This window comes from Holophaga foetida DSM 6591 (genome assembly GCF_000242615.2).
Taxonomy (GTDB): domain Bacteria; phylum Acidobacteriota; class Holophagae; order Holophagales; family Holophagaceae; genus Holophaga; species Holophaga foetida.
The window spans coordinates 647,443-667,366 of sequence record NZ_KI912268.1; the positions used below are offsets into that span (position 1 = coordinate 647,443).

The window sequence follows — 19,924 nt, forward strand, 5'->3', positions numbered from 1 at the left end:
GGGATCGTCCCGGCCCCGGTGCCAGCGGCCACCACCTGAGCCGCACCCAGTGGGGTGTCCTCCGCTTCGGCCTACGGCCTACGCTCCAGACACCCCACGGGCTCATACAACAAGGGGGTCAATATTCGTGTCGCCGGGTGGGTTAATTTTCATGTCGCTTGACAGTCGTCTGGCGATGCGTCAACATCGCGATGACCAAGGAGCCTTCATTTACATGGAATTGCTAGCTTTCTTACTGCGCGGGCCCGCCACACGGCGCCACCCCCGCCGCGGAGCGGCTTCGTTCAACTCGCCATAATCGTTTATCACGTCCTCAACCGCATGGAGCCCTTCCATGAGCCCAGTCGCCAGAACTCCGATCCAGCCCGCCGTCAGCGAGCCATCCGGAAACACCTCCGCGAGCTGCAGCACCTCGGCTACCAGCTACCCAGCCAGGAACACTGATAACTGCCCTCATGGCATCAGTTCAACCTGGCTTTCATGACAGGCCCCATCATTGAGGATCAAATGCAAGTTAGCGACACCAAAGTAATCGGGTATTTTGCTTATCGATCATCCGTCGATGTCATCTGCGTTGATGTTGATGCCTGCTTGATAGTCGACTCTGAAGAGATAATGAATTCCCATGTTAGGCAAAACCTGGCTGAACACTCTGGTCGCCTCAAAATCAAGAAAACTAGATTCGGCGAAATCTATACCGGATTAATGCTTGGTGCTGCTTATTCCTTTGATGAGCCTTCCTATTCACGATTTTACCCACTCGCACTCGCAGCAGGTTTGTCGGTTGAAAAGGCAGATTTTAGACAGGCTCAATCCAGTGGATTTCACTTTTTCACAGTTCGTATAGCCAAATGAACGTCCCCGGCCTAACATTTTGTTCAACCCGGACCCAACAGCCACTATCTGCTAATCCTTTGTCTCGGTATCGGTTCTTTGGCAATATTGGCAATAGTTATTTTGTTATAATTCCCAACCCCCTGTTCAACCCGGGCCCAACCCAGGGCCACCGCATGATGGAATTATTAGATAGAGGTCGTCTCTCCATAGTGTGGGAATCCAAGCAAAGCAGCCATACGATAATCCGGCGACATGGCGGCCTGCATCCTGCGGAACTTGATGCTTCCCATGGGGTTCGGGTCCTGCCGGAGGAGATTCAGCACGATATGGCGGAGGACCGCGCTGCACTCAGGGCCGCTTCCCTTCCGAGTCCGATTGGCATCTTCCCGAAATGCCACATCGAGAACCCAGTGGAGCTTGTTCTCGATGCCCCAATGATGGCGGGCGGCCGAACCAATAGCCTCGGCTTGGGTCATGGGCAAGGTGGTGATGTAGAACCGTTCTTCCAGGGCAGGCTTGCCGTCGCGCATGGATTCTGAGTGGATTCGCGTGATCGTCTCCAGTTTGGGCCATTCCAGGAGGATGTCCTCCGGGAGTTGCTCAACGGCATCAAGGGTGGTCACGCGGCGCCGCTCATGTCTGCCACGTCGAGACTCCAAGGATTCGGCGCTGCCGTGGGCAGTACCAGCCAGATTGGCATCCAGCCGCTCGAAGCATACCTTGATGGCCTTGTGGAGGCGCTCCTGGTTGCCCTTGACGGCCAGAAGGTAGTCGGCCTTCTTGGCCACGATCCCCTTGGCGATTCCCTTCTGGCACCCCATGGCGTCAATCGTCACGATGCACCCTTTCAGATCCAGAACCTTGAGGAGTGCGGGAATAGCTGTGATCTCGTTGCTCTTTTCGTTGACGGCGCATTGTCCAAGCACCATATGGTTCGCAGAGGACCAAGCGCTGACCATGTGCAGGGCCGACTTACCGGCTGTAAGCGATGCCCGGAGAGTCTTGCCATCCAGGGCCACAACATCCCCAGGAACCTTCTTCCGTACGTCGCGAACCCAGGAGAGGAAGCACTCTGTGAAGGCCTTGGGGTCGAGCAGGATGAACACCCGGTTGATCGTGTCGGCGCTTGGCACACCGTTGGGCAGCGAGAGAAAGGTTCTGAGCCATGCCTCCTGCGACTTGGCGAAGCGGTGGATGTCCTCCCAGCTGTCAGCACCACAGAGAACGGCCAGGACGGCGATGAGAATGATGTCGAGAAGGAGGTGCCGCTGACCACGCATGCTCCGGGGATCGGGCAACGATTCGAGGTGATCGACGAGGCTTCTGGCTTTGGTTCCCATGGGAAGATCTCCATAGAACGTCATGCCATAGCTGGCTATAAAGTACAAGTATCAAATGGGCACTTCCGGTTGAATTACGCGGAATCTAGCCGATTTGATCGATTTTGTAATGATTGGTACATGCGGCGGCCCTGGGGCCCAACCCGAGCAGGCCCCAAGCTTCGCACACCGCCAGACTCCAGTGGTGCTCCCAGGCCCGCTTCCACACGAAGCTTCCGGGCTGGATCTGGGCTTCCCTGAGCCTGGTTTCCAGCCCCTGGGTCAAGGAGGCCTTGAGCCCCGGAGCCAGCTTTTCTTCCGCCAGGGCCACCAGCTCCTGGTGGGCCTTCTGTTCTGCGTCGAAGTGGTCGAGGTAGCCCGGGGCATCAGGGCCAGGGGCGCTCATCTTCAGGCGGCCCCAGGCTTCAAAGGCAGTCCGGGCCTTGGGATCGGAGCGCAGGGGTTCCTTGACCCTTTCCCAGCCCTCGACCTTGGGGGCCTCCACCCCGGCCCGCTGGAGGGATTCCCGCAGCTTCATGGCCTTGGCCACATCCTTTTCCAGGTGGGAGAGGGCCACGAAACCCCGAGCCTTGGGGCGCGCAGCCCGACGCTCGAAGTAGGTTCCCATGCAGCCCACCAAAGTCTCTGCGGGAAGCCCCGCCGCATCCCATTTCTGGAGTGTGGCAAAGTCCTCCCGGCTCAAGAACGCGCTCCTTCCGTGCAGGTGAAAGGCCCACTCGGCCTCGATCCAATCCAGTTCCTCTCGGGTATAGCTCACTGAAATCCTTTTCCAAGTACAGAGCCATTGTATCGGGGGAAAGGGCCCGCCTCCCGATGACAGCCCGAGCGGCTAGACTATTCAGGAAGGGAGCTCATGGTGGCCATTCGCGAACGGATCAAACTGAAAAGCAAACGCGAGATCGAGAAGATGCGCGAAGCGGGACGCCTGACGGCGAATGCCCTGCGCATGGCCGCCCGCGCCGCCAAGCCCGGCGCCACCCTCCTGGAGATCGACAAGATTGCGGAGCTCTACATCCGCAAGAACGGCGGCACGCCCGGCTTCAAGGGCTACCACGGCTTCCCCGGCACCCTTTGCATGTCCGTCAATGATCGTGTCGTGCACGGCATCCCAACCAGCTACGTGCTCCAGGAGGGCGATATCCTCGCCATTGATTGCGGCGCCAAGCTGGACGGCTGGCACGGCGACACCTGCCTCACCGTCGGCGTGGGCCAGATCAGCGAGGAGGCCAAACGCCTGATCCTCACCACCAAGGAGGCCATGGAGCTGGCCTTCGGCTACTGCAAGGTGGGCTACCGCCTTGGCGACATGTCCTCGGCTGTGCAGAAATACGCTGAGGAGCGGGGCTACTCCATCGTCCGGGAATACATCGGGCACGGCCTGGGCCGGGAACTCCACGAGGATCCCCAGGTGGTCTTCGCTGAGCAGCGCCCAGGAACCGGCTTCCGCATGGATGTGGGCATGACCATCACCATCGAGCCCATCCTGAACGCGGGCACCCACCGCTGCCTCGTGGAACCCGACGGCTGGACCGTGCGCACCGCCGACGGTCAGCTCAGCGCCCAGTTCGAGCACACCGTGGCCATCACCTCCGGTGAGGCGGACATCCTGAGCCTGCCGGATCCCGAGCTGGAACTGGCCTGATGCCTCTGCGAGTCAAGGCCCCGGCCAAGCTGAACCGCTTCCTGGCGATCCTGGGACGGCGGGCGGATGGCTTCCATGAGATGGAGCTGGTCACCACGGTCCTGGAGGGTGTCGAAGAACTGGCTGACACCCTGGAGGCCGAGAAGGCCGGGGCCCTGAGCCTGACGCTCACCGGACCCACTTCCGCGGGCCTGACGGTGGACGAGTCCAACCTGGTGCTGAGAGCCTGGCGCCTCCTGGAACGGGAGGCAGGGCGCTCCCTGCCCGCCGCCCTGCGCCTGGAGAAGCGGATCCCCCACGGAGCGGGCCTGGGGGGCGGCAGCAGCGACGCCGCCGCAGCCCTGCGCCTGGGTAATGAACTCTACGACCTGGGCTTGCCCCAGAGCACCCTCCTGGGCCTGGGCGCGGAACTGGGCAGCGATGTCCCCCTTTTCACCCTGGGGGGCACCGTACTGGGCCTGGGTCGAGGCGAACGGGTCTTCCCCCTGCGCCCCGTCCCCCTGGAACCCATGCTCATCGTGAATCCAGGACTCCACATTCCCACCCCGGCGGTCTTCCGGGCCCTGACCCAGGTCCGCTATCCCATGCCCGAGGCCTGCCCCAGCCTGCCCGCTGGCGGAACCCCTCCCTGGAGGAACGATCTGACGGGAGCCTCCATCTGGGTCTGCCCTGAATTGGCGGATCTGCGCTTGGAACTCATGGAACTGGGGGGCGAGCCCCTGCTCTGCGGCTCGGGATCCTCCTGGGCGGCGCGGTTCACGAATGATGCGGTCCGGGACCGGGGAATTGACCTGCTGACCCAGAGACACCCGGAGTGGGGAATCTGGGCCATCGGATAGCATCCAAGCCTCGCCAGCCACGTTCCCGCGCGCTAGAATGAACGTTTTGCGCGGGTTCCCATGCATGTACAAGAACTGATCCTGAGACTTCAGCGGTACTGGGCAGACAGGGGCTGTCTGGTGGGCCAGCCCTATGACATCGAGAAGGGTGCGGGCACCATGAATCCGCTGACCTTCTTCGGCGCCCTGGGCTCCAAGCCCTGGAACGTCGCGTACGTGGAACCCTCCCGGCGGCCCAGCGACGGCCGCTACGGGGACAACCCCTTCCGCCTCTACAAGCACCACCAGTTCCAGGTCATCCTCAAGCCCTCGCCCGCCAAGGTGCAGGAGATGTACATCGAGAGCCTGGAAGCCCTGGGCATCGACATGAGCAAGCACGACCTCCGCTTCGAGGAGGACAACTGGGAATCCCCCACTCTCGGGGCCTGGGGCGTGGGCTGGCAGGTGGTGCTGGACGGCATGGAGATCAGCCAGTTCACCTACTTCCAGCAGGTGGCGGGCTTTGATTGCAAGCCGGTCTGCGCCGAGCTGACTTACGGCATCGAGCGCATCTGCATGTTCCTCACGGGCATCGACAACATCTTCGACCTCACCTGGGGCGATGTGAAGACCGATGACGGCGTGTTCCCCATCAGCTACGGGGAGGTCCGCCACCGCGAGGAGTTCGAGCTCTCCGCCTACAGCTTCGAGCACGCCAATCTGGACCTGCACTGGATGCTCTTTTCCGAATACGAGAAGGAAGGCTGGCGCCTGGTCAAGGAGATCGGCCACTACCTCTCGGCCTACGAACAGACCCTCAAGCTCAGCCACACCTTCAACGTCCTGAATGCCCGGGGCGCCATCTCCACCACCGAGCGCCCCGGCATCATCAAGCGGGTGCGGGATCTGGCGGTGGCCTGCGCCAAGGGTTACCTCGAACACCAGGAGAAGGAACTGATCAACGCGGAGGGCGCGGAGAAAAAAAGCAAGGGCGCTGAGGAAAGCAAGGAGGTGAAGGGATGAGCGACATGAAAACCCTCTTGCTGGAACTGCACTGCGAAGAGATTCCAGCGCGCTTCCTGAAGCCCCTGACCCAGGATTTTTCGACCGCCTTCACCAAGTGGGCCGAAGGTGAAAAGCTGGGCTATGAGGGCATCACGCCTTACTATTCTCCCCGCAAGCTCAGCTGGAACATCTCGGATCTGCCTGTGGCCCAGGCCGACCAGACCGAGCTTCAGGTGGGTCCGCCCCAGCGCATGTGCGTGGATGAGGGCGGCAAGCCCACGGTCCAGGGGCAGAAGTTCGCCGAGAAGTGGGGCGTGGGCTTCGAGACCGTGCGCTTCGAGCAGCCCGCGGGCAAGAAGGAGCCCTGCGCCGTGGTGGAGCTGACCCGCAAGGGCCGTCCCACCCTGGACCTGCTGGTGGAGGCCCTTCCCCGCCTGATCGCGGGCCTCCACGTCCCCAAGGCCATGCGCTGGGGGAACAGCAGCTTCGAGTTCGTGCGCCCCGTGCGCAACGTCCTCTGCCTCTTCGGCAAGGATGTGGTCCCCATCGAGATCGATGGCGTGAAGGCCACCGCCTCCACCTGGGGCCACCGGCTCTACCACATGGAACACCCCAAGCCCATCAAGGTGGAGCGTCCCAAGGAGTATGTCGAAGCCCTCAAGGCGGCCGGTGTAGTGGTCTCCTTCTCCGAGCGCCGCCGCATCCTGGAAGGGCAGCTCAACGAGCTGGCCGCCCAGACCGGAGGCCAAGTGGTAAAGGACGAGGAGCTGCTGGACACCCTGGCGGAGATCGTCGAGTGTCCCCGGGCCCTGCGCGGTGAGTTCCCTCCCGAGTTCATGGAGCTCCCCAAGGAGGTGCTGGTCACCAGCCTCAAGGAGCACCAGAAGTCCTTCTGCATCGAGAAGACCGACGGCACGGACCTCCTGCCCTTCTTCCTCACCGTGGCCAACCGCGATGACGACCCGGCGGGCTTCATCAAGGCGGGCAACGAGTGGGTGCTCAAGGCCCGGCTCTACGACGCCCGGTTCTTCTTCGCCGAGGATCGCCGCACCCCCCTTCAGGACCGCCTGGAAAAGCTCAAGCAGCTCACCTTCCATCGCGAGCTGGGCAGCTACTTGGAGAAGACCGAGCGCATCCAGGCCATCGCCACGGGCCTGGCCCACGCCCTCCGGCTGGACTTCGCCCAGGCGGACCACGCCGCCCGCCTCTCCAAGGCGGACCTCATGACCCTCATGGTCGGGGAATTTCCCGAGCTCCAGGGCGTCATGGGCGGTGAGTATCTTAAGCACGAAGGCGAGCCCGAGGCAGTCTGGAAGGCCGTCAAGGAGCACTACCACCCCGTGAGCGCCGAGGACGCCATCCCCTCCACCCCCATGGGCGGCCTCCTGGCCGTGGCCGACAAGCTGGACACCGTGGCGGGCTGCTTCGCCATCGGCCAGATCCCAAGCGGTTCTAAGGACCCCCTGGCCCTGCGCCGGGCCGGCATCGGCATCACCCGCATCCTCTGGGAGCAGGGCTGGACCCTTTCGGTGGAAGCCCTGGTGGACCTGGGCCTGAAGGCCGTGGCCAACCGCGCCTCCAAACCCCTGCCCGAGACCCGGGAGGCCCTCCTGGGCTTCTTCAAGGACCGCGTGGCCTACCAGCTCGAAGTGGCGGGATACGCCGGAGCGGTGCGCCGCAGCGCCCTGGCCATCGGCTGGAGCGATCTGGTGGACCTCAAGGCCCGCTGCGAGGCACTCTCGGCCTTTGCGGAGGACGAACGCTTCGCCTCCCTGGCCCAGAGCGCCAAGCGCATCGGGAACATCCTCAAGGATGAGGCCCCTGCGGATGCCTTCGAGGCTTCCGTCCTCCAGGTGACCGAGGAGAAGGCCCTGGCCGAGCACCTGGGCCGCATCGAGGCCGCCTCGGATCAGGCGACCCTCCTGGCCGCCCTGGCGGAACTGGCCCAGCCCCTGGCGGCCTTCTTCGATGCCGTCATGGTGAAGTGCGAAGACGCAGCCCTGCGCGGTGCCCGCCTATCCCTGCTCCACCGCCTGCGTAAGGCCTTCATGCGGGTGGCCGACTTCAGCCTGTGGCAGTAGACCACGAAGGACACGAAGAGCGCCCCCGTCCGGGGGCGTTCTTCATATGCTCCCCTTCCTCACCTTTGTGTGCTTCGTGTTCCCCCCGAGGCTATGATGGTCCCCATGTCCAACCGATTCGATAACGCCGCCGCCTCCTGGGACGCCGAGACCCGCCGGGTCCAGATGGCCCAGGGGGTCCAGACTGCCCTCAGGGAATCCCTGAACCTGTCCCCCGACATGGATCTACTGGACTTCGGGTGCGGCACCGGGCTCTTCAGCCTGGAGCTCCGCCCCCTGGTCCGCTCCCTAACCGGGGCCGACACCTCCCAGCCCATGCTGGAGGTCTTCAGCCAGAAGGCCCAGGCCAAGGGCCTTGAGGTGCGGACCCGTCATCTGAAGGGCACCGAGGGACTGGGCGGCCCCTACCACCTAGTCCTCAGCAGCATGGCCCTGCATCACGTCCCGGAACTGGCACCGGTCTTCCAGGCCATCCACGCCGCCCTGGCCCCTGGCGGCCGGATTGCCCTGGCGGATCTCGACTCCGAGGACGGCTCGTTCCACGGCCCATCCGACGATGTCTTCCATCTGGGCTTCGAACGCCGCAACCTCATGGAGGCCCTGGCTCGCGAAGGCTTCCATGACCTGCGAGAACGCACGGCCACCACGATGGAGAAGAACGGGAGGACCTTCACCCTCTTCCTGATCACGGGCGAGAAGGGATGAGGGCCAGCATGGGCCAGGAAGGCCCGTGGGCAGCACCAGATCGGCTAGACTAGGCTTCCATCAACGATTTCCGAGGTTCCCCATGCCTTCCTGCCAAGGTGATGCTTCCAAGTGCGCCTGCACCTATCCCGGTTGCCCCCGCAAGGGCAACTGCTGCCAGTGCGTTGACTACCACCGCGACAAAGGGGAGCTGCCGGGCTGTTTCTTCAGTGCCGAAGGCGAGCGGACCTACGATCGGTCCAAGGCCAATTTCATCCGGGATTGCCGATAACCCGCTCCGGCGGAATGGCATAGAGCACCGTCTCGCAGCGGCAGTTGCTGTGGTGCCGAAGGAACAGGCGATAGTCGGGATAGAGGGTGTGGACAAAGGCGGGGATCTCGGTGAGATCTTCGTCCCTGTGGTAGACGCACACAGCCAGGATGGGGTGCTGCGCCCGGATCTCCGCCTCCAGGGATCTCAGCACTTCCATTTCCGATCCCTCGACATCCATCTTGATGAAGCTCAGGCGATCCAGGACTTCCTGGGGAAGCACATTGTGGATGTTGACCACATCCACCGTTTCAAGCCCATCGGGCTGGAACAGATTCCCCGATGAGCTCCCGGTGGAGGGGAACAGGGCCTGGCGGGCTTCCATCGAGAGGGCCATCCGGTGGCACTGGATCCGAAGGCGCTGCTCCGGCGGCAGTGCCGCCACCTGGTCGCAGAGCTTGGCATGGCTCAAGCGATCAGGCTCGAAGGAGTGGATGGCTCCAAAACGTCCCCCGGTATGGGCCAGGATCGATTGGACCGTGTCGCCGGTGAAGGCACCCGCATCCAGGAAGAACTCCTCGGGGCCCAAGCGGATCAGATCCTCAGGGAAATACTGGTGTTCGTCCATGAATATAAGGGGTTCCGGCCCCTCTGGAATCGGCGGACACAGCTTCGCGCAAGCCTTGATAGCGCAGCGCTCCCTGAATGGTGCCAACCGGCGCATATGCTCGATGGAAGTGCCTCCCGTCCGGCGGATCCGGAGGAGGGTCTCGAAGATGGCCCGGGAACGGGAGTCGCGGAATAGCCCCAGGACGGAGCTTTCCCTCCTGCGTCTCCTGTTCAGGTCGGCCCATCTCCTGAAGGCATGCCGAAAATGCCGTTCCCATTGCCTCAGCCCCATCTCAGAATGCTCCAGAAAGATACACACTATCCTGGCACAGGGGATCCTGAGGTGTTCAGTCGATCTGATCCGTGGCCCCTACTCGTGGCTGAACAGCATCTGCTGGATTTCCAGCCCCACGATGCCCTGGAGCTTGGCCCGCAGGGTCACCAGTTCCTCCATGGATCCCACCAGCTCCAGCAGCACGATGCCGCCGGGCGAGCTGTAGCCCTCCCCTGTCTCATGCAGACCAAGGCGGGTCTTGATGTTGGCCCCGAACTCCGTGAGGACCTTCTGGAGATCGTTGGCCTTGTGCAGGCGATCCGTCACGTGAATGCCAAGGATGACATGGTCCGGCTTCATGGCGACTCCTGGGAAGAGACTCCAAGGTTAGATCCTGGAAGCAGGTGACGAAAGTGCATTTTTTCCACACAGCCATCATCGAACCAAAGGGGTTGCGATACGCGAGCCCTGCTTCCGGGAAAGACTCTCCAGCCTGGCGCCGGGCCGGTTAACATGGATCATGCTTCCCGTGCTGATGCTCTTCCTACTGCCAGTCGGGGGCGGAATCCCGGCTGGTGTGTTGCTTGCCCACACCAAAGGCCTGCCTTGGGCCGTGGCCGCAGGGCTCTACCTGCTTTCCGATGTAATCCTGGCCATCGTCTTTGAACCAATCCTCCGGGGTCTCATCCTGCTGGGGGGCAGAGTCCCCTTCCTGGCCCGTCTCGGCGCGGCGATGAAGGCTGCCACTGCCCGCAGCGTGGCCCATTTCGGTGGCGCCAGCGCGGGACCCATCGCCCTCACCCTGATCGCCTTCGGTGTGGACCCGATGACCGGCCGCGCCACGGCGCTTGCCGCCGGCCACGGGTTCCTGGCGGGCTGGGCCTTTGCCATCGCCGGAGACATGCTCTACTACGCCGTCATCGCGATCTCGACCCTTCGCCTGAACGCGTATTTCAAGGACCCGAACACCACAATGCTGATCGTCCTTGGCGCGATGATCGTCATCCCCATGCTGGTGCGCCGTTTCCGATCCAGTTCGCTCCCCCTGTCCACCAAGTCACCTCTCTGAGGAGAGCCCATGCGTTTCGCCTGCCATCTCGCTCTTTTCGCGACCCTATCGCTGCCGGGGGCTTCTCCTGCAGGCAATGCAGCGGCGGTCACCTCCACCACGCTCCTCAAGACCGCCACCACCTGGAACGGCACGCCCATTGTCTATTCCCGGACAGATAAGCCTGAGATTCAGACGGTCATCGTTGAACTTGCCCCCGGAGCGGCCACCGCCTGGCACCTGCACCCGGTCAACAACATCGCTTACATCCTGGAGGGGAAGCTCCGGCTGGAACTGGAGAACGGAATCACCCGCGAGTTCAAGCAGGGCGAATCCTTCGCGGAGCTGGTGAATACCGCTCATCGCGGCGTCAATGTCGGCCACGGTCCGCTCAAGATCCTGGTGGTCTACGCCGGTGAGGTGGGAACGCCCATTTCAATCCCCAAGGACCCCAGACACGTCGATTAAATAATCATTAACATTCGCAAACAAAGAATAAATTCCACCACCAAGACTCCAAGGGCACCAAGTTTCACCAAGAAAAGCCTGATGCGTTGACCAGGACACTCAGGCTTGGTTCCGGGAGGGGCAGGTGGCTATGGCACGCTCACGTGCCTTCGCCGCCTGTCCCTCCCGGAACGCGTGCGGCTTTGCCGCGCGCCCCCGCGCAGCGGGGCGGCCTGAGTGTCCAGCCTGGTGGAGCGATATGGCACGGGCTGGCTTTCACATTCGCCCTTGGGCAAAGCCATGGGTCGCTGGTAAGCCCTTGGTGAATCCTTGGTGTCTTCCTGTCTTGGTGGTGGAAGTGGCTTTTGAAGCTTTACGATTGATGGCAAACGGGGATCAGACCTTGCTGAAGGTGACGGTCACCTTCAGCCCGTGGTCGAAACGGGTCGAGTCGGCCAGTTCCAGGCGCCCTCCCAGGCGCTCCGCCAGGGTGCGGACAATGGAGAGGCCCAGGCCCGATCCGGGCTGTTCGCTGCCGAGCACACGGTAGAAGGGGTCCAGGACGCGTTCCCGCTCCTCGACCGGAATCCCTGGGCCGTTGTCCTCGATCTGCAGGATCACCTGATCGCCGGACTCGCTGGCGCCCAGGTCAACCCGCCCCCCCTCCGGCGTGTAGCGCACCGCATTGTCCACCAAGTTCCGGACCAGGGAGACAAGGTCGGCCTCGGAGGCCGCGAGCCGAACATCGGCTTCTCCGGCGATCCCCACATCCATGCCCTTGGCCTCGGCCAGGGGAAGAACGTCCTCCAGAACGCGATGGAAAACCTCCCTCAGGGTGACCTCGGCCCCGGCCCCCGTGGTGGACCGCTGGGCCGAGGCCAGGCCGAGGAGCTGATCCAGAAGACGGCGGTTGCGTTCCAGCCCCTCCCGCATGACCTCCAGGCGCTCCCTGGCCTCCGGGGACATTTCAGCGGCCTCGACGCGCTGTGCCTGGAGGGACAGCGCGGTGAGGGGGGTCCGCAACTCGTGGGCCGCATCGGCGATGAAACGCTGCTGGGTCTCCATGGATTGGCTCACCCGGGTCAGGAGGCGGTTGATGGCGGTGACGAAGGGATCCACCTCCAGAGGGAGGTTCCGCTGAGGCAGAGGGTGGAGATCCCGGTCCCCCCGGGCCTCGACTTCGGCAGCCAGGGAGGCGACGGGCTTGAACATGCGCCTCACCACGTGGGTGGCCATAAGGATAATCACCGGCAGGAGCAGGGCCATGGGCAGCACGGTATGCAGGGCACCGGACAGGGCAATCTGGTCCCGGGCCTTGGTGGCCTGGGTGACCGCGATGCGTCCCCCTCCCGGCAGGCTCCTTAGCGCCACCCGGAAGGAGCGCCCGCCGATGGGAACGGTATACAGGCCGTCCCGGAGGCGCGCCACCGACGCCAAGCCTTCCTGGGCGCCCCGGTGGGGCAGAGGCAGGATGGTGATGCTGTCGTCGCGGTCTACCCCCTTGGCCCCGGTGGGCCCCTCCCCAAGGGAGATCGCGCTGGCGGGCTGGTACCTGACCAGGATGGCAACCTGGCGCAGCACATCATCCTGCAGTTCGTGGACTTCCTTCCATGCGGCTCTCAGGGAGAGGAGGCCCCCGGCGATGGCCAGTCCGCCGATGGCGAGGCTGAGCCACAGCGAAAGCCGAAGACGGAGGGAATACCTCAGGCGTTTCTTGACACCATCCATCCCGCCCCCCTTACATTCCTGATGGCGTCTCGGCCCAGCTTCCTGCGCAGGCCGTGGATGAGGAATTCGATGGCGTTGCTTTCCACTTCCTGCCCCCAGCTGTAAACGCGATCCTCCAGGTCAGAGCGGGACAGGATGGCCCCCGGCCTGACCATGAGGGCCTGGAGGAGGGCGAACTCCCTGTTGGAGAGGGCCACCGGGGCCTGATCCTGGAAGCGGGCCTCGTGGGTGGCGGGATCCAGAACCAGGCTCCCGCTGGTGAGCACGGGCAGGACCGATCCCCCCTGGCGACGCAGCACGGCCCGCATCCTGGCCAGGAGCTCCGCCAGGTCGAAGGGCTTGAGTAGGTAGTCATCGGCCCCGCCGTCCAGACCCTGGATACGGTCCTGGACGCTGCCCCGGGCCGTCATGATGAGGACGGGGACGGGGTTGTGCTCCCCACGCAGAGAGGCCAGCACCTCCAGCCCATCCCGTCCCGGCAGACCCAGGTCCAGGAGCACCATGTCGTAACGCTGGGTGGCCACGGCATCAAGGGCGGCCCGGCCGTCACGGACCCAGTCCACCGCGTAGGCGGCTTCCCGGAGCGCCGCCTGGATGGCCTCGCCGATCATCCGATCATCCTCGACCAACAGTATCCGCATGCCGCTCCAGCCATCCCGGGCTCCAGGCCCAGGTCAAGATTACTTCGTGGAGTGGGGGATGAGCTCAATCTCGTGGAAGTAGTCCGGGATGGAAACGTCCGGATCGGGACAGGGCCGCTCGCTGGCCAGCTGGTGAAGACCGGCCTGGGTCTTCCGGAATTCGCCCGCTTCGGTCTCCTCAGGCGATCCGGCCCGGGTCGGCCCGCCCAAGGCGGCCAGAAGAGCAGCGAAGAGGGCGATCTGTGGGTTGAGGGTCATGGGAGCCTCCTGGGGCACACGCAAAAGTTCTTTCCACCACCGAGGATGAGGGATGAAACTTAGCTCACGCATAGGCTCTGGACTCTTCCCGCATCACCCCATCGAAGGCATCCGGTTCAGGATCCTGCTCCCACGGCAGTAGACTGGTAGCGGACTCCACTCGAGGAAGCTGATGCAGCCGACACGTTACGCGATACTTGGAACCGGTGCCCTGGGGGGCTTCTATGGGGCTCGGCTGGAGCGGGCCGGGAGTGAGGTGCACTTCCTGCTGCACAGTGAATACGACCATGTGGTGAAACACGGGCTGATGGTGGAATCAAAGGAGGGCGACTTCCACCTGCCCAAGGTGAACGCCTACAAGAGTGTCGAGGATATGCCCAAGTGCGATGTGGCCATCGTGGCCTGGAAGGCGGTCCAGAACCACCTCCTCCCTGCCCTGCTCCCGGCAGTGCTCAAGGAGGATGGTGTCGTGCTGGTGCTGCAGAACGGTCTGGGGGTGGAAGAGGCCGCCGCCGCCGCTGCGCCGGGCCACCGGGTCTTTGGGGGGCTCTGTTTCATCTGCTCCAACCGCGTGGGGCCCGGGCACATCCGCCACCTGGACTACGGCAGCATCCGCATGGCCGAGCATTCCCCGGACGGTAAACCCGCAGGCATCTCGGACACCCTGCGACGGATCGGGAGCGACTTTGAACACGCGGGGATAGAGGTTTCGCTCCTGGATGATCTGATCCTGGCCCGCTGGCAGAAGCTGGTCTGGAACATCCCCTACAACGGCCTCTCGGTGGTGCTGGACGCCAACACCTCCGAACTGATGGAGGATCCGGACTCCCTGGCCCTGGTCGAGGGCCTCATGTGGGAGGTGCTGGAGGGGGCTGCGGCCTGCGGCCGCGTGATCCCCGGGGAGTTCGTCCAGAAGATGCTGGACATGACCCGGGTCATGACGCCCTACCGGGCCAGCATGAAGATCGACTACGACGAGCGCCGCGCCATGGAAGTGGAGGCCATCCATGGCGCCCCCCTGCGGATCGCCGAGGCGGCCGGGGTGGAACTGCCGATCCTGAAGACCCTCTACCACCAGCTCAAGTTCATCGGCACGCGTTACGGGCATTAGGGGCCGCGGCGGAGTAACCGGTTACAGACCCCTGGATTCATGCCGACATCCAGGGGTCATGTCCTTGTTCGCCCGCAAGGCGTCTGAATCCCCGGCCCCGCCATTCCTTGACCCCGAGGGGGATCTGTCCGATCAGATGGGGGAAAGTCGTTTTCGTCCCAGGGGATGCCCATGACGGGTCAGGAGCCCACAATGAATCAGACGGGAGATGGGGTCATCTCCGTCCTGATCGTTGAGGACAGCGCCGAATGGGCAGAACTGATCCAGCGCGTGCTCCAGTCACGGCAGGAGTGGTACACCAGGTCCGTCGGCACGATGGCGAAGGCCAGAGAATGCCTGGCGGAGCGAAGCTGGGATCTCCTGTTTACGGACTTGAACCTTCCGGACAGCCGTGGGCTGGATACCCTGTTCCGCCTCAGAGGCGAGGCCCCCGATACCGGAATCGTAGTGATGACCGGCATGAGCGAGGAGGCCCTGGCCCGTCAGGCCCTCAGGGCGGGGGCGCAGGACTTCCTGGTAAAGGGCGCCATTACAGCAAGTGGCATCACACGGGTGGCTCGCTACGCCTTCGAACGGGCCAGACTGGATCTGCAGCTGCGCCAATCGCGGCAGCTTCTAGCCGCGACTCTGGATGCCCTTCCAGCCTTCATCGCAATTCTGGATGAGAAGGGGCGGATAAGGGCCACCAACTCCCGTTGGAACCGCTACGACAATCCAGAGAACCCATTGATCTACGCCTGCACCATCGGCACGGACTACGTTGCCATCTGCGACAGGGACAGGGCGGAGAACGGCGCCGCACCCGAGGTGCTCAGCGGGATCCTCCAGGTCCTCAGCGGGGGGAGGAATCACTTCACGGAGGACTACAGCGTTCCGGCCTTCTCGGGGCGAAGCTGGTACGAGCTCACGGTGACGCGCTTCACGGACAGGGAGGGAAGGCCAACGATCGTGGTTTCCCAGGTGGATATTTCAGAACGCAAGGAACTGGAAGCCAAGCTGCGCACCTCGGAAGAACTGTTCTCCGTCATTTCGAACAATGTCCTCGACCTCATGGCCATCATCGACACCAATGGGAGCCGCATCTACACGAGTCCTTCCTACGCCACAGGGCTCGGCTACTCCCAGGAGGAGGTGGCACACCTCGGCAGCCAAGCTCTGCTGCATCCCGAGGATCGGGACCGGGTAGCGGGGGCCTTGGCACCCCTTTTCCACGGCCAGGCCGCCAACATCGTCGAGTACCGGATGAAACACAAGGATGGCCGCTATCTCTGGTTTGAATCCAGGGGGTGCTTGATCCAGGGGGATGACCCCAAATCCCCGCGGGCTCTCATCGTGGCGAGGGACATCACGGAGCGGAAACGGGCGGAGAAGGAGAAAGTCCAGATGGAGGCCCGCCTCCGACAGGCCGAGAAACTGGAAGCCATCGGCCAGCTCGCGGCGGGTATCGCCCATGAGATCAATACGCCCACCCAGTACATCGGGGATAACGCAACCTTCCTGAAGGATGCCGCCCAGGAGCTCTGCCTCTTCGCGGCTGGCGTATCCCAGGACTTGGAGCAACCCGAGGGGAATGCCATCTCCCACATCAGGGCCAGGATCCAGAACCTGGATCTGGACTACCTTAGAGACGAGGTCCCCAAGGCGATCCAGCAGACCCTGGATGGCGTGGGCCGCGTCAGCAGGATCGTCTCAGCCATGAAAGACTTCAGCCATCCTGGCGGCACAGCCATCGAAACCATCGATCTCAACCGGGCCATCGAAAGCACCGTGACGGTTTCGAGGAATGAGTGGAAATATGTGGCAGAGATGGAGCTGGAGCTGGACCCGACCTTGCCTCCCCTGCCCTGCTTCCCCGGAGAACTGAACCAAGTCCTCCTCAACGTCATCGTCAACAGCGCACATGCCATCGCAGAAGCCCAGAACATCAACGGGGACGAACAGCTTGGCCTGATCCGTATCCAGACCCACCCAACCTCCTTTGGAGTCGAGGTGAGGATCTCCGATACGGGGGTAGGCATACCTGAAGCCATCCGGGAGCGGATCTTCGAACCTTTCTTCACCACCAAACCCGTAGGAAAGGGCACGGGACAGGGGCTCTCCCAGGCCCACGCCGTGATCGTGGACAAACACAGGGGCAGGATATTCGTGGAATCAGAAGAGGGACAGGGCACCACCTTCATCATCGAACTGCCTACCCACCCTGGAGATCAACCATGAGCAGTCTGGAATCGGCGGCCGAATCTCAGGCATGCTTGCGGAGGCATCGGTGATGAACCCCACCTCTCCATCCAATGAATGGCGGTCCCCAGAAGCGCTGTACCAGGCACTGATGGGCAGTCTCGACGCCTGCGTGGGCATCGTGGACGCAACGGGCCTGCTGGTGTCTGTAAACGAGCAGTGGGCCAACTACAAGGGGAGGAACCCGTTCGTAGTGGGGTGTGCGCCTGGGCGTTCCTACCACGAAGTTTGCAAGAAGATCCTCACCGAGGATGGAGGGCTTGGCATCGTAGCCCTGGGAGCGAGCAGCATCCTCAAGGGGGGGATTCCACGGCTGCACTTCGACTTCCCCCTTCAGGAGGAGGAGGGCTCCCACTTCTACGAGATGGTGGCCGTGCGCCCCCCCATGACGTCCGACGTGAGCGCGGTCTTCTTCTTCCGGGACATCACGAACCGGATGGCTATGGAGCGGCGCCTGAAGAAGGCCGAAAGCCTCTTCAAGGTGACCACGGACAACGCTTTGGACTTCATCTGCCTCCTGGACACCGAGAGCCGGATGATCTATCACAACACCTCGCTTCAGCGCCTCCTGGGCCACTCGAACGCTTGGTTTGCCACCAACCGCATGATCGATGTCGTTCACGAAGAGGACCGGGCTCGATTCCGGGAAGCCATGGAGAAGGGAACCTCAGCTGGACTGACCCAGATCTTCGAGTACCGGATGGCCAATGCCAGGGAGCAGTGGATCCATCTGGAAGGACAGGTCTCCATGGTGGAAGACCCAGGGGGACGCCAAAACACCCTGCTGCTGGTTTCCCGGGATATCTCCCAGCGCAAGCAATCGGAACTGGAACGTGCCCAGGTGGAGGTCCAGCTCCGCCATGCCCAGAAGATGGAGGCTGTTGGACAGCTGGCTGCTGGTGTCGCCCACGAGATCAACACGCCGATCCAGTTCATCGGGGACAATCTGCGGTTTCTGTCGGAGGCCTACAACAGCCTCAGCAAGCTCATGGACGCCCAATCAGACCTGCTGAACCGCGCGAGCGAGATCCCGGAACTGGCCGAAAAGGTCCAGGCATTCCGGGAACTCCAGGATGCGGAGGATTTCGCCTACCTGATGCAGGAAGCCCCCCAGGCCCTCTCCCAGTCCATGGACGGTGTCGAGCGAGTCTCGACCATCGTCAAGGCCATGAAGTATTTCAGCCATCCCGGCACCGTAGGACGGGTGCTCGTGGATCTCAACCATGCCATCGCGAGCACCCTGACGGTCAGCCGCAACGAATGGAAATACGTCGCGGACGTGGAGACCCACTTCGATGAGAATCTGCCCCAGGTGCCCTGCTATCCCGGTGAATTCAACCAGGTGATCCTCAACATCATCATCAATGCCGCCCACGCCATTGCCGAGGGGCAGAGCTCCAGGGGGGGGGAGAAGGGGCTCATCACGGTGAGCACCCGCCAGACGGGCGACTGGGTGGAGATCCGGATCAAGGACACCGGTCCCGGGATTCCCACCCCGCATCTGCCCCAGATCTGGGTTCCCTTCTTCACCACCAAGCCAGTCGGCAAAGGCACCGGCCAGGGACTCTCCATTGTCCACTCAGTGATGGCCAAGCACGGAGGAACCGCCGAAGCGGAAAGCGAGGTCGGCCACGGAGCCACCTTCATTCTGCGGTTCCCCCTCCATCCAGAAGGAACCGAGGTCCAGTCATGAGTGCCAAGCGCATCCTCTTTGTGGATGACGAGCCCATGGTGCTCCAGGGACTCCAGCGCATGTTGCGCCAGATGCGCGGGGAATGGGAGATGGTCTTTGCCGGAGGAGGCGAGGCGGCCCTGGCACTCATGGCCCAGACCCCTTTCGACGTGGTGGTCACGGATATGCGGATGCCCGGAATGAACGGAGCGGAGCTCCTGCAGGAGGTCATGCGGCGCTACCCGACAACCGTGCGTCTGATACTCTCTGGCCACGCAGATCGTGACCTGGTGACCCAGTGCGTGGGGGTGGCCCACCAGTACATCAGCAAGCCCTGCGAGCCGGAACAGCTCAAGTCCACAATCCGGAACGCCTGTCTCCCCGGGGGGGATCTGGCGAGCGAAGAGGTCAAACGGATCGTCGGCTCCATCATCCGCCTGCCCAGCGTGCCCCAGCTCTACCACCGCCTGCAGGAGGCCCTGGAGGACGAGAGCACCAGCACCCAGTCCATCGGAGACATCATCCAGAACGACATTGGCATGACAGCCAAAGTCCTGAAGCTGGTGAACAGCGCCTTCTTCGGCCTCCGCCGGACCATCGAGACCCCCCACGAAGCCGTGGCCTACCTGGGGATCGAGACCGTGAAAACCCTGGTGCTCGCCCATGGCATCTTCTGCGAGTCCCCCAGCCTGGAAACCCAGATCTTCAATCTGGAAGGCATCTGGCATCACAGCCTGAAGGTCGCAAACAACGCCCGGGCCATAGCTGCTGCGGAGCACGCTGACAGGCACACCCAGGAAGCATCTTTTGTGGGAGGAATATTGCACGATGTGGGCATCCTTCTCCTCGCCGCCAACTTCCCCGAGGCCTACGACCGTGTGGTGGAGATCGTGGTGCAGGAACACGTCCCGGTTCCCCTGGCAGAGCAGCGGCTTTTCCGCATCACCCACGCAGAGGTGGGAGCCTACCTTCTGGGGCTCTGGGGGATCCCGGCCCCCATCCTGGATATTGTCAAGAAGCACCACGGGCCCCTTCCTGCCCTGGCCAAAGGCTTCAGTCCGATCATCGCCGTGCATGCGGCTGACGCCCTCTCCGGGAGAACAAACCAGCACCCCCTTTTCGAGGGAGGAGAACTGGATGAAGCCGCCCTGGAAGCCGCCGGACTGAAGGACCGCATCCAGATTTGGCGGAACATGCTTTGCCAGCCCACGGAGTCATGA

The 19,924-nt window shown here is 63.0% G+C and carries 20 protein-coding genes; 13 read left to right on the plus strand and 7 right to left on the minus strand.

The genetic code is table 11. From position 1 onward, the window contains the following. Positions 1-507 precede the first annotated feature (507 nt). Positions 508-855, plus strand: a complete 348-nt coding sequence (locus HOLFODRAFT_RS24325) for a hypothetical protein (RefSeq protein ID WP_148300336.1) — start codon at positions 508-510, stop codon at positions 853-855. Positions 856-1,022: 167 nt separating this feature from the next. Here HOLFODRAFT_RS24325 and HOLFODRAFT_RS18990 read toward each other — a convergent pair whose 3' ends face one another. Both HOLFODRAFT_RS18990 and HOLFODRAFT_RS0202830 read right to left on the minus strand, forming a co-directional pair. Then, positions 1,023-2,177, minus strand: a complete 1,155-nt coding sequence (locus tag HOLFODRAFT_RS18990; protein ID WP_005032570.1) for an ISAs1 family transposase — start codon at positions 2,175-2,177, stop codon at positions 1,023-1,025. Positions 2,178-2,262: 85 nt separating this feature from the next. Continuing rightward, positions 2,263-2,934: a hypothetical protein gene (locus tag HOLFODRAFT_RS0202830; protein ID WP_005032572.1), complete on the minus strand. Its 672-nt coding sequence runs from the start codon at positions 2,932-2,934 to the stop codon at positions 2,263-2,265. Positions 2,935-3,030: 96 nt separating this feature from the next. Here HOLFODRAFT_RS0202830 and map point away from each other — a divergent pair, with 96 nt between their 5' ends. The 6 genes from map to HOLFODRAFT_RS0202860 all read left to right on the plus strand — a co-directional run bounded on the left by map (position 3,031) and on the right by HOLFODRAFT_RS0202860 (position 8,699). Continuing rightward, the gene (map, locus tag HOLFODRAFT_RS0202835; protein ID WP_005032575.1) at positions 3,031-3,819 is read left to right on the plus strand and encodes a type I methionyl aminopeptidase; all 789 of its coding nucleotides are present in this window, start codon (positions 3,031-3,033) and stop codon (positions 3,817-3,819) included. Then, on the plus strand, positions 3,819-4,658 hold the full coding sequence (gene ispE, locus HOLFODRAFT_RS18995) for a 4-(cytidine 5'-diphospho)-2-C-methyl-D-erythritol kinase (protein WP_005032578.1): 840 nt from the start codon (positions 3,819-3,821) through the stop codon (positions 4,656-4,658). The genes map and ispE overlap by 1 nt, the downstream gene beginning before the upstream one ends. 60 nt (positions 4,659-4,718) lie before the next feature. Beyond that, the gene (locus tag HOLFODRAFT_RS0202845; protein ID WP_005032581.1) at positions 4,719-5,660 is read left to right on the plus strand and encodes a glycine--tRNA ligase subunit alpha; all 942 of its coding nucleotides are present in this window, start codon (positions 4,719-4,721) and stop codon (positions 5,658-5,660) included. Beyond that, positions 5,657-7,723 (plus strand): glycine--tRNA ligase subunit beta, encoded by a 2,067-nt coding sequence (gene glyS, locus HOLFODRAFT_RS19000; RefSeq protein ID WP_005032584.1) that lies wholly within the window; start codon positions 5,657-5,659, stop codon positions 7,721-7,723. Before HOLFODRAFT_RS0202845 ends, glyS begins: the two co-directional genes overlap by 4 nt. 105 nt (positions 7,724-7,828) lie before the next feature. Then, the gene (locus HOLFODRAFT_RS0202855) at positions 7,829-8,428 is read left to right on the plus strand and encodes a class I SAM-dependent DNA methyltransferase (RefSeq protein WP_052572418.1); all 600 of its coding nucleotides are present in this window, start codon (positions 7,829-7,831) and stop codon (positions 8,426-8,428) included. 82 nt (positions 8,429-8,510) lie between these two features. After that, on the plus strand, positions 8,511-8,699 hold the full coding sequence (locus tag HOLFODRAFT_RS0202860) for a DUF6485 family protein (RefSeq protein WP_005032588.1): 189 nt from the start codon (positions 8,511-8,513) through the stop codon (positions 8,697-8,699). Here the strand turns inward: HOLFODRAFT_RS0202860 and HOLFODRAFT_RS22495 are convergent. After that, entirely contained in the window at positions 8,680-9,306 is a 627-nt protein-coding gene (locus tag HOLFODRAFT_RS22495; protein WP_158412901.1) for an FkbM family methyltransferase, read from the minus strand. The genes HOLFODRAFT_RS0202860 and HOLFODRAFT_RS22495 overlap by 20 nt on opposite strands. A gap of 351 nt (positions 9,307-9,657) precedes the next feature. Then, positions 9,658-9,921 carry a hypothetical protein gene (locus HOLFODRAFT_RS0202870; RefSeq protein WP_005032591.1) on the minus strand — a complete coding sequence of 88 codons (264 nt, stop codon included), beginning with the start codon at positions 9,919-9,921 and terminating at the stop codon, positions 9,658-9,660. Between the two features lie 160 nt (positions 9,922-10,081). On the opposite strand from HOLFODRAFT_RS0202870, the gene HOLFODRAFT_RS0202875 reads away from it, so the two are divergent. After that, complete coding sequence (locus HOLFODRAFT_RS0202875) at positions 10,082-10,630, plus strand: hypothetical protein (protein WP_005032593.1); 549 nt, start codon at positions 10,082-10,084, stop codon at positions 10,628-10,630. Between the two features lie 9 nt (positions 10,631-10,639). Beyond that, the gene (locus tag HOLFODRAFT_RS0202880; protein ID WP_005032596.1) at positions 10,640-11,077 is read left to right on the plus strand and encodes a cupin domain-containing protein; all 438 of its coding nucleotides are present in this window, start codon (positions 10,640-10,642) and stop codon (positions 11,075-11,077) included. Between the two features lie 375 nt (positions 11,078-11,452). Here HOLFODRAFT_RS0202880 and HOLFODRAFT_RS0202885 read toward each other — a convergent pair whose 3' ends face one another. From HOLFODRAFT_RS0202885 to HOLFODRAFT_RS0202895, 3 genes are read right to left on the minus strand one after another with little or no spacing between them, the layout of a single operon-like run. After that, entirely contained in the window at positions 11,453-12,784 is a 1,332-nt protein-coding gene (locus HOLFODRAFT_RS0202885) for an ATP-binding protein (RefSeq protein ID WP_005032598.1), read from the minus strand. Further along, positions 12,760-13,425, minus strand: a complete 666-nt coding sequence (locus HOLFODRAFT_RS0202890; RefSeq protein ID WP_026938983.1) for a response regulator transcription factor — start codon at positions 13,423-13,425, stop codon at positions 12,760-12,762. The genes HOLFODRAFT_RS0202885 and HOLFODRAFT_RS0202890 overlap by 25 nt, the downstream gene beginning before the upstream one ends. 39 nt (positions 13,426-13,464) lie before the next feature. Continuing rightward, entirely contained in the window at positions 13,465-13,683 is a 219-nt protein-coding gene (locus tag HOLFODRAFT_RS0202895; RefSeq protein WP_005032602.1) for a hypothetical protein, read from the minus strand. Positions 13,684-13,855: 172 nt separating this feature from the next. Here HOLFODRAFT_RS0202895 and HOLFODRAFT_RS0202900 point away from each other — a divergent pair, with 172 nt between their 5' ends. From HOLFODRAFT_RS0202900 to HOLFODRAFT_RS0202915, 4 genes are all read left to right on the plus strand, one after another. Continuing rightward, a complete protein-coding gene (locus tag HOLFODRAFT_RS0202900; RefSeq protein WP_005032604.1) occupies positions 13,856-14,794 on the plus strand; it encodes a putative 2-dehydropantoate 2-reductase in 939 nt (312 codons plus the stop codon). A 192-nt stretch (positions 14,795-14,986) separates the two neighbouring features. Continuing rightward, entirely contained in the window at positions 14,987-17,011 is a 2,025-nt protein-coding gene (locus HOLFODRAFT_RS22500; protein ID WP_005032606.1) for a PAS domain S-box protein, read from the plus strand. 52 nt (positions 17,012-17,063) lie between these two features. Next, on the plus strand, positions 17,064-18,725 hold the full coding sequence (locus HOLFODRAFT_RS19010) for a PAS domain-containing sensor histidine kinase (protein WP_005032608.1): 1,662 nt from the start codon (positions 17,064-17,066) through the stop codon (positions 18,723-18,725). Continuing rightward, positions 18,722-19,924: a response regulator gene (locus HOLFODRAFT_RS0202915; RefSeq protein ID WP_005032610.1), complete on the plus strand. Its 1,203-nt coding sequence runs from the start codon at positions 18,722-18,724 to the stop codon at positions 19,922-19,924. The genes HOLFODRAFT_RS19010 and HOLFODRAFT_RS0202915 overlap by 4 nt, the downstream gene beginning before the upstream one ends.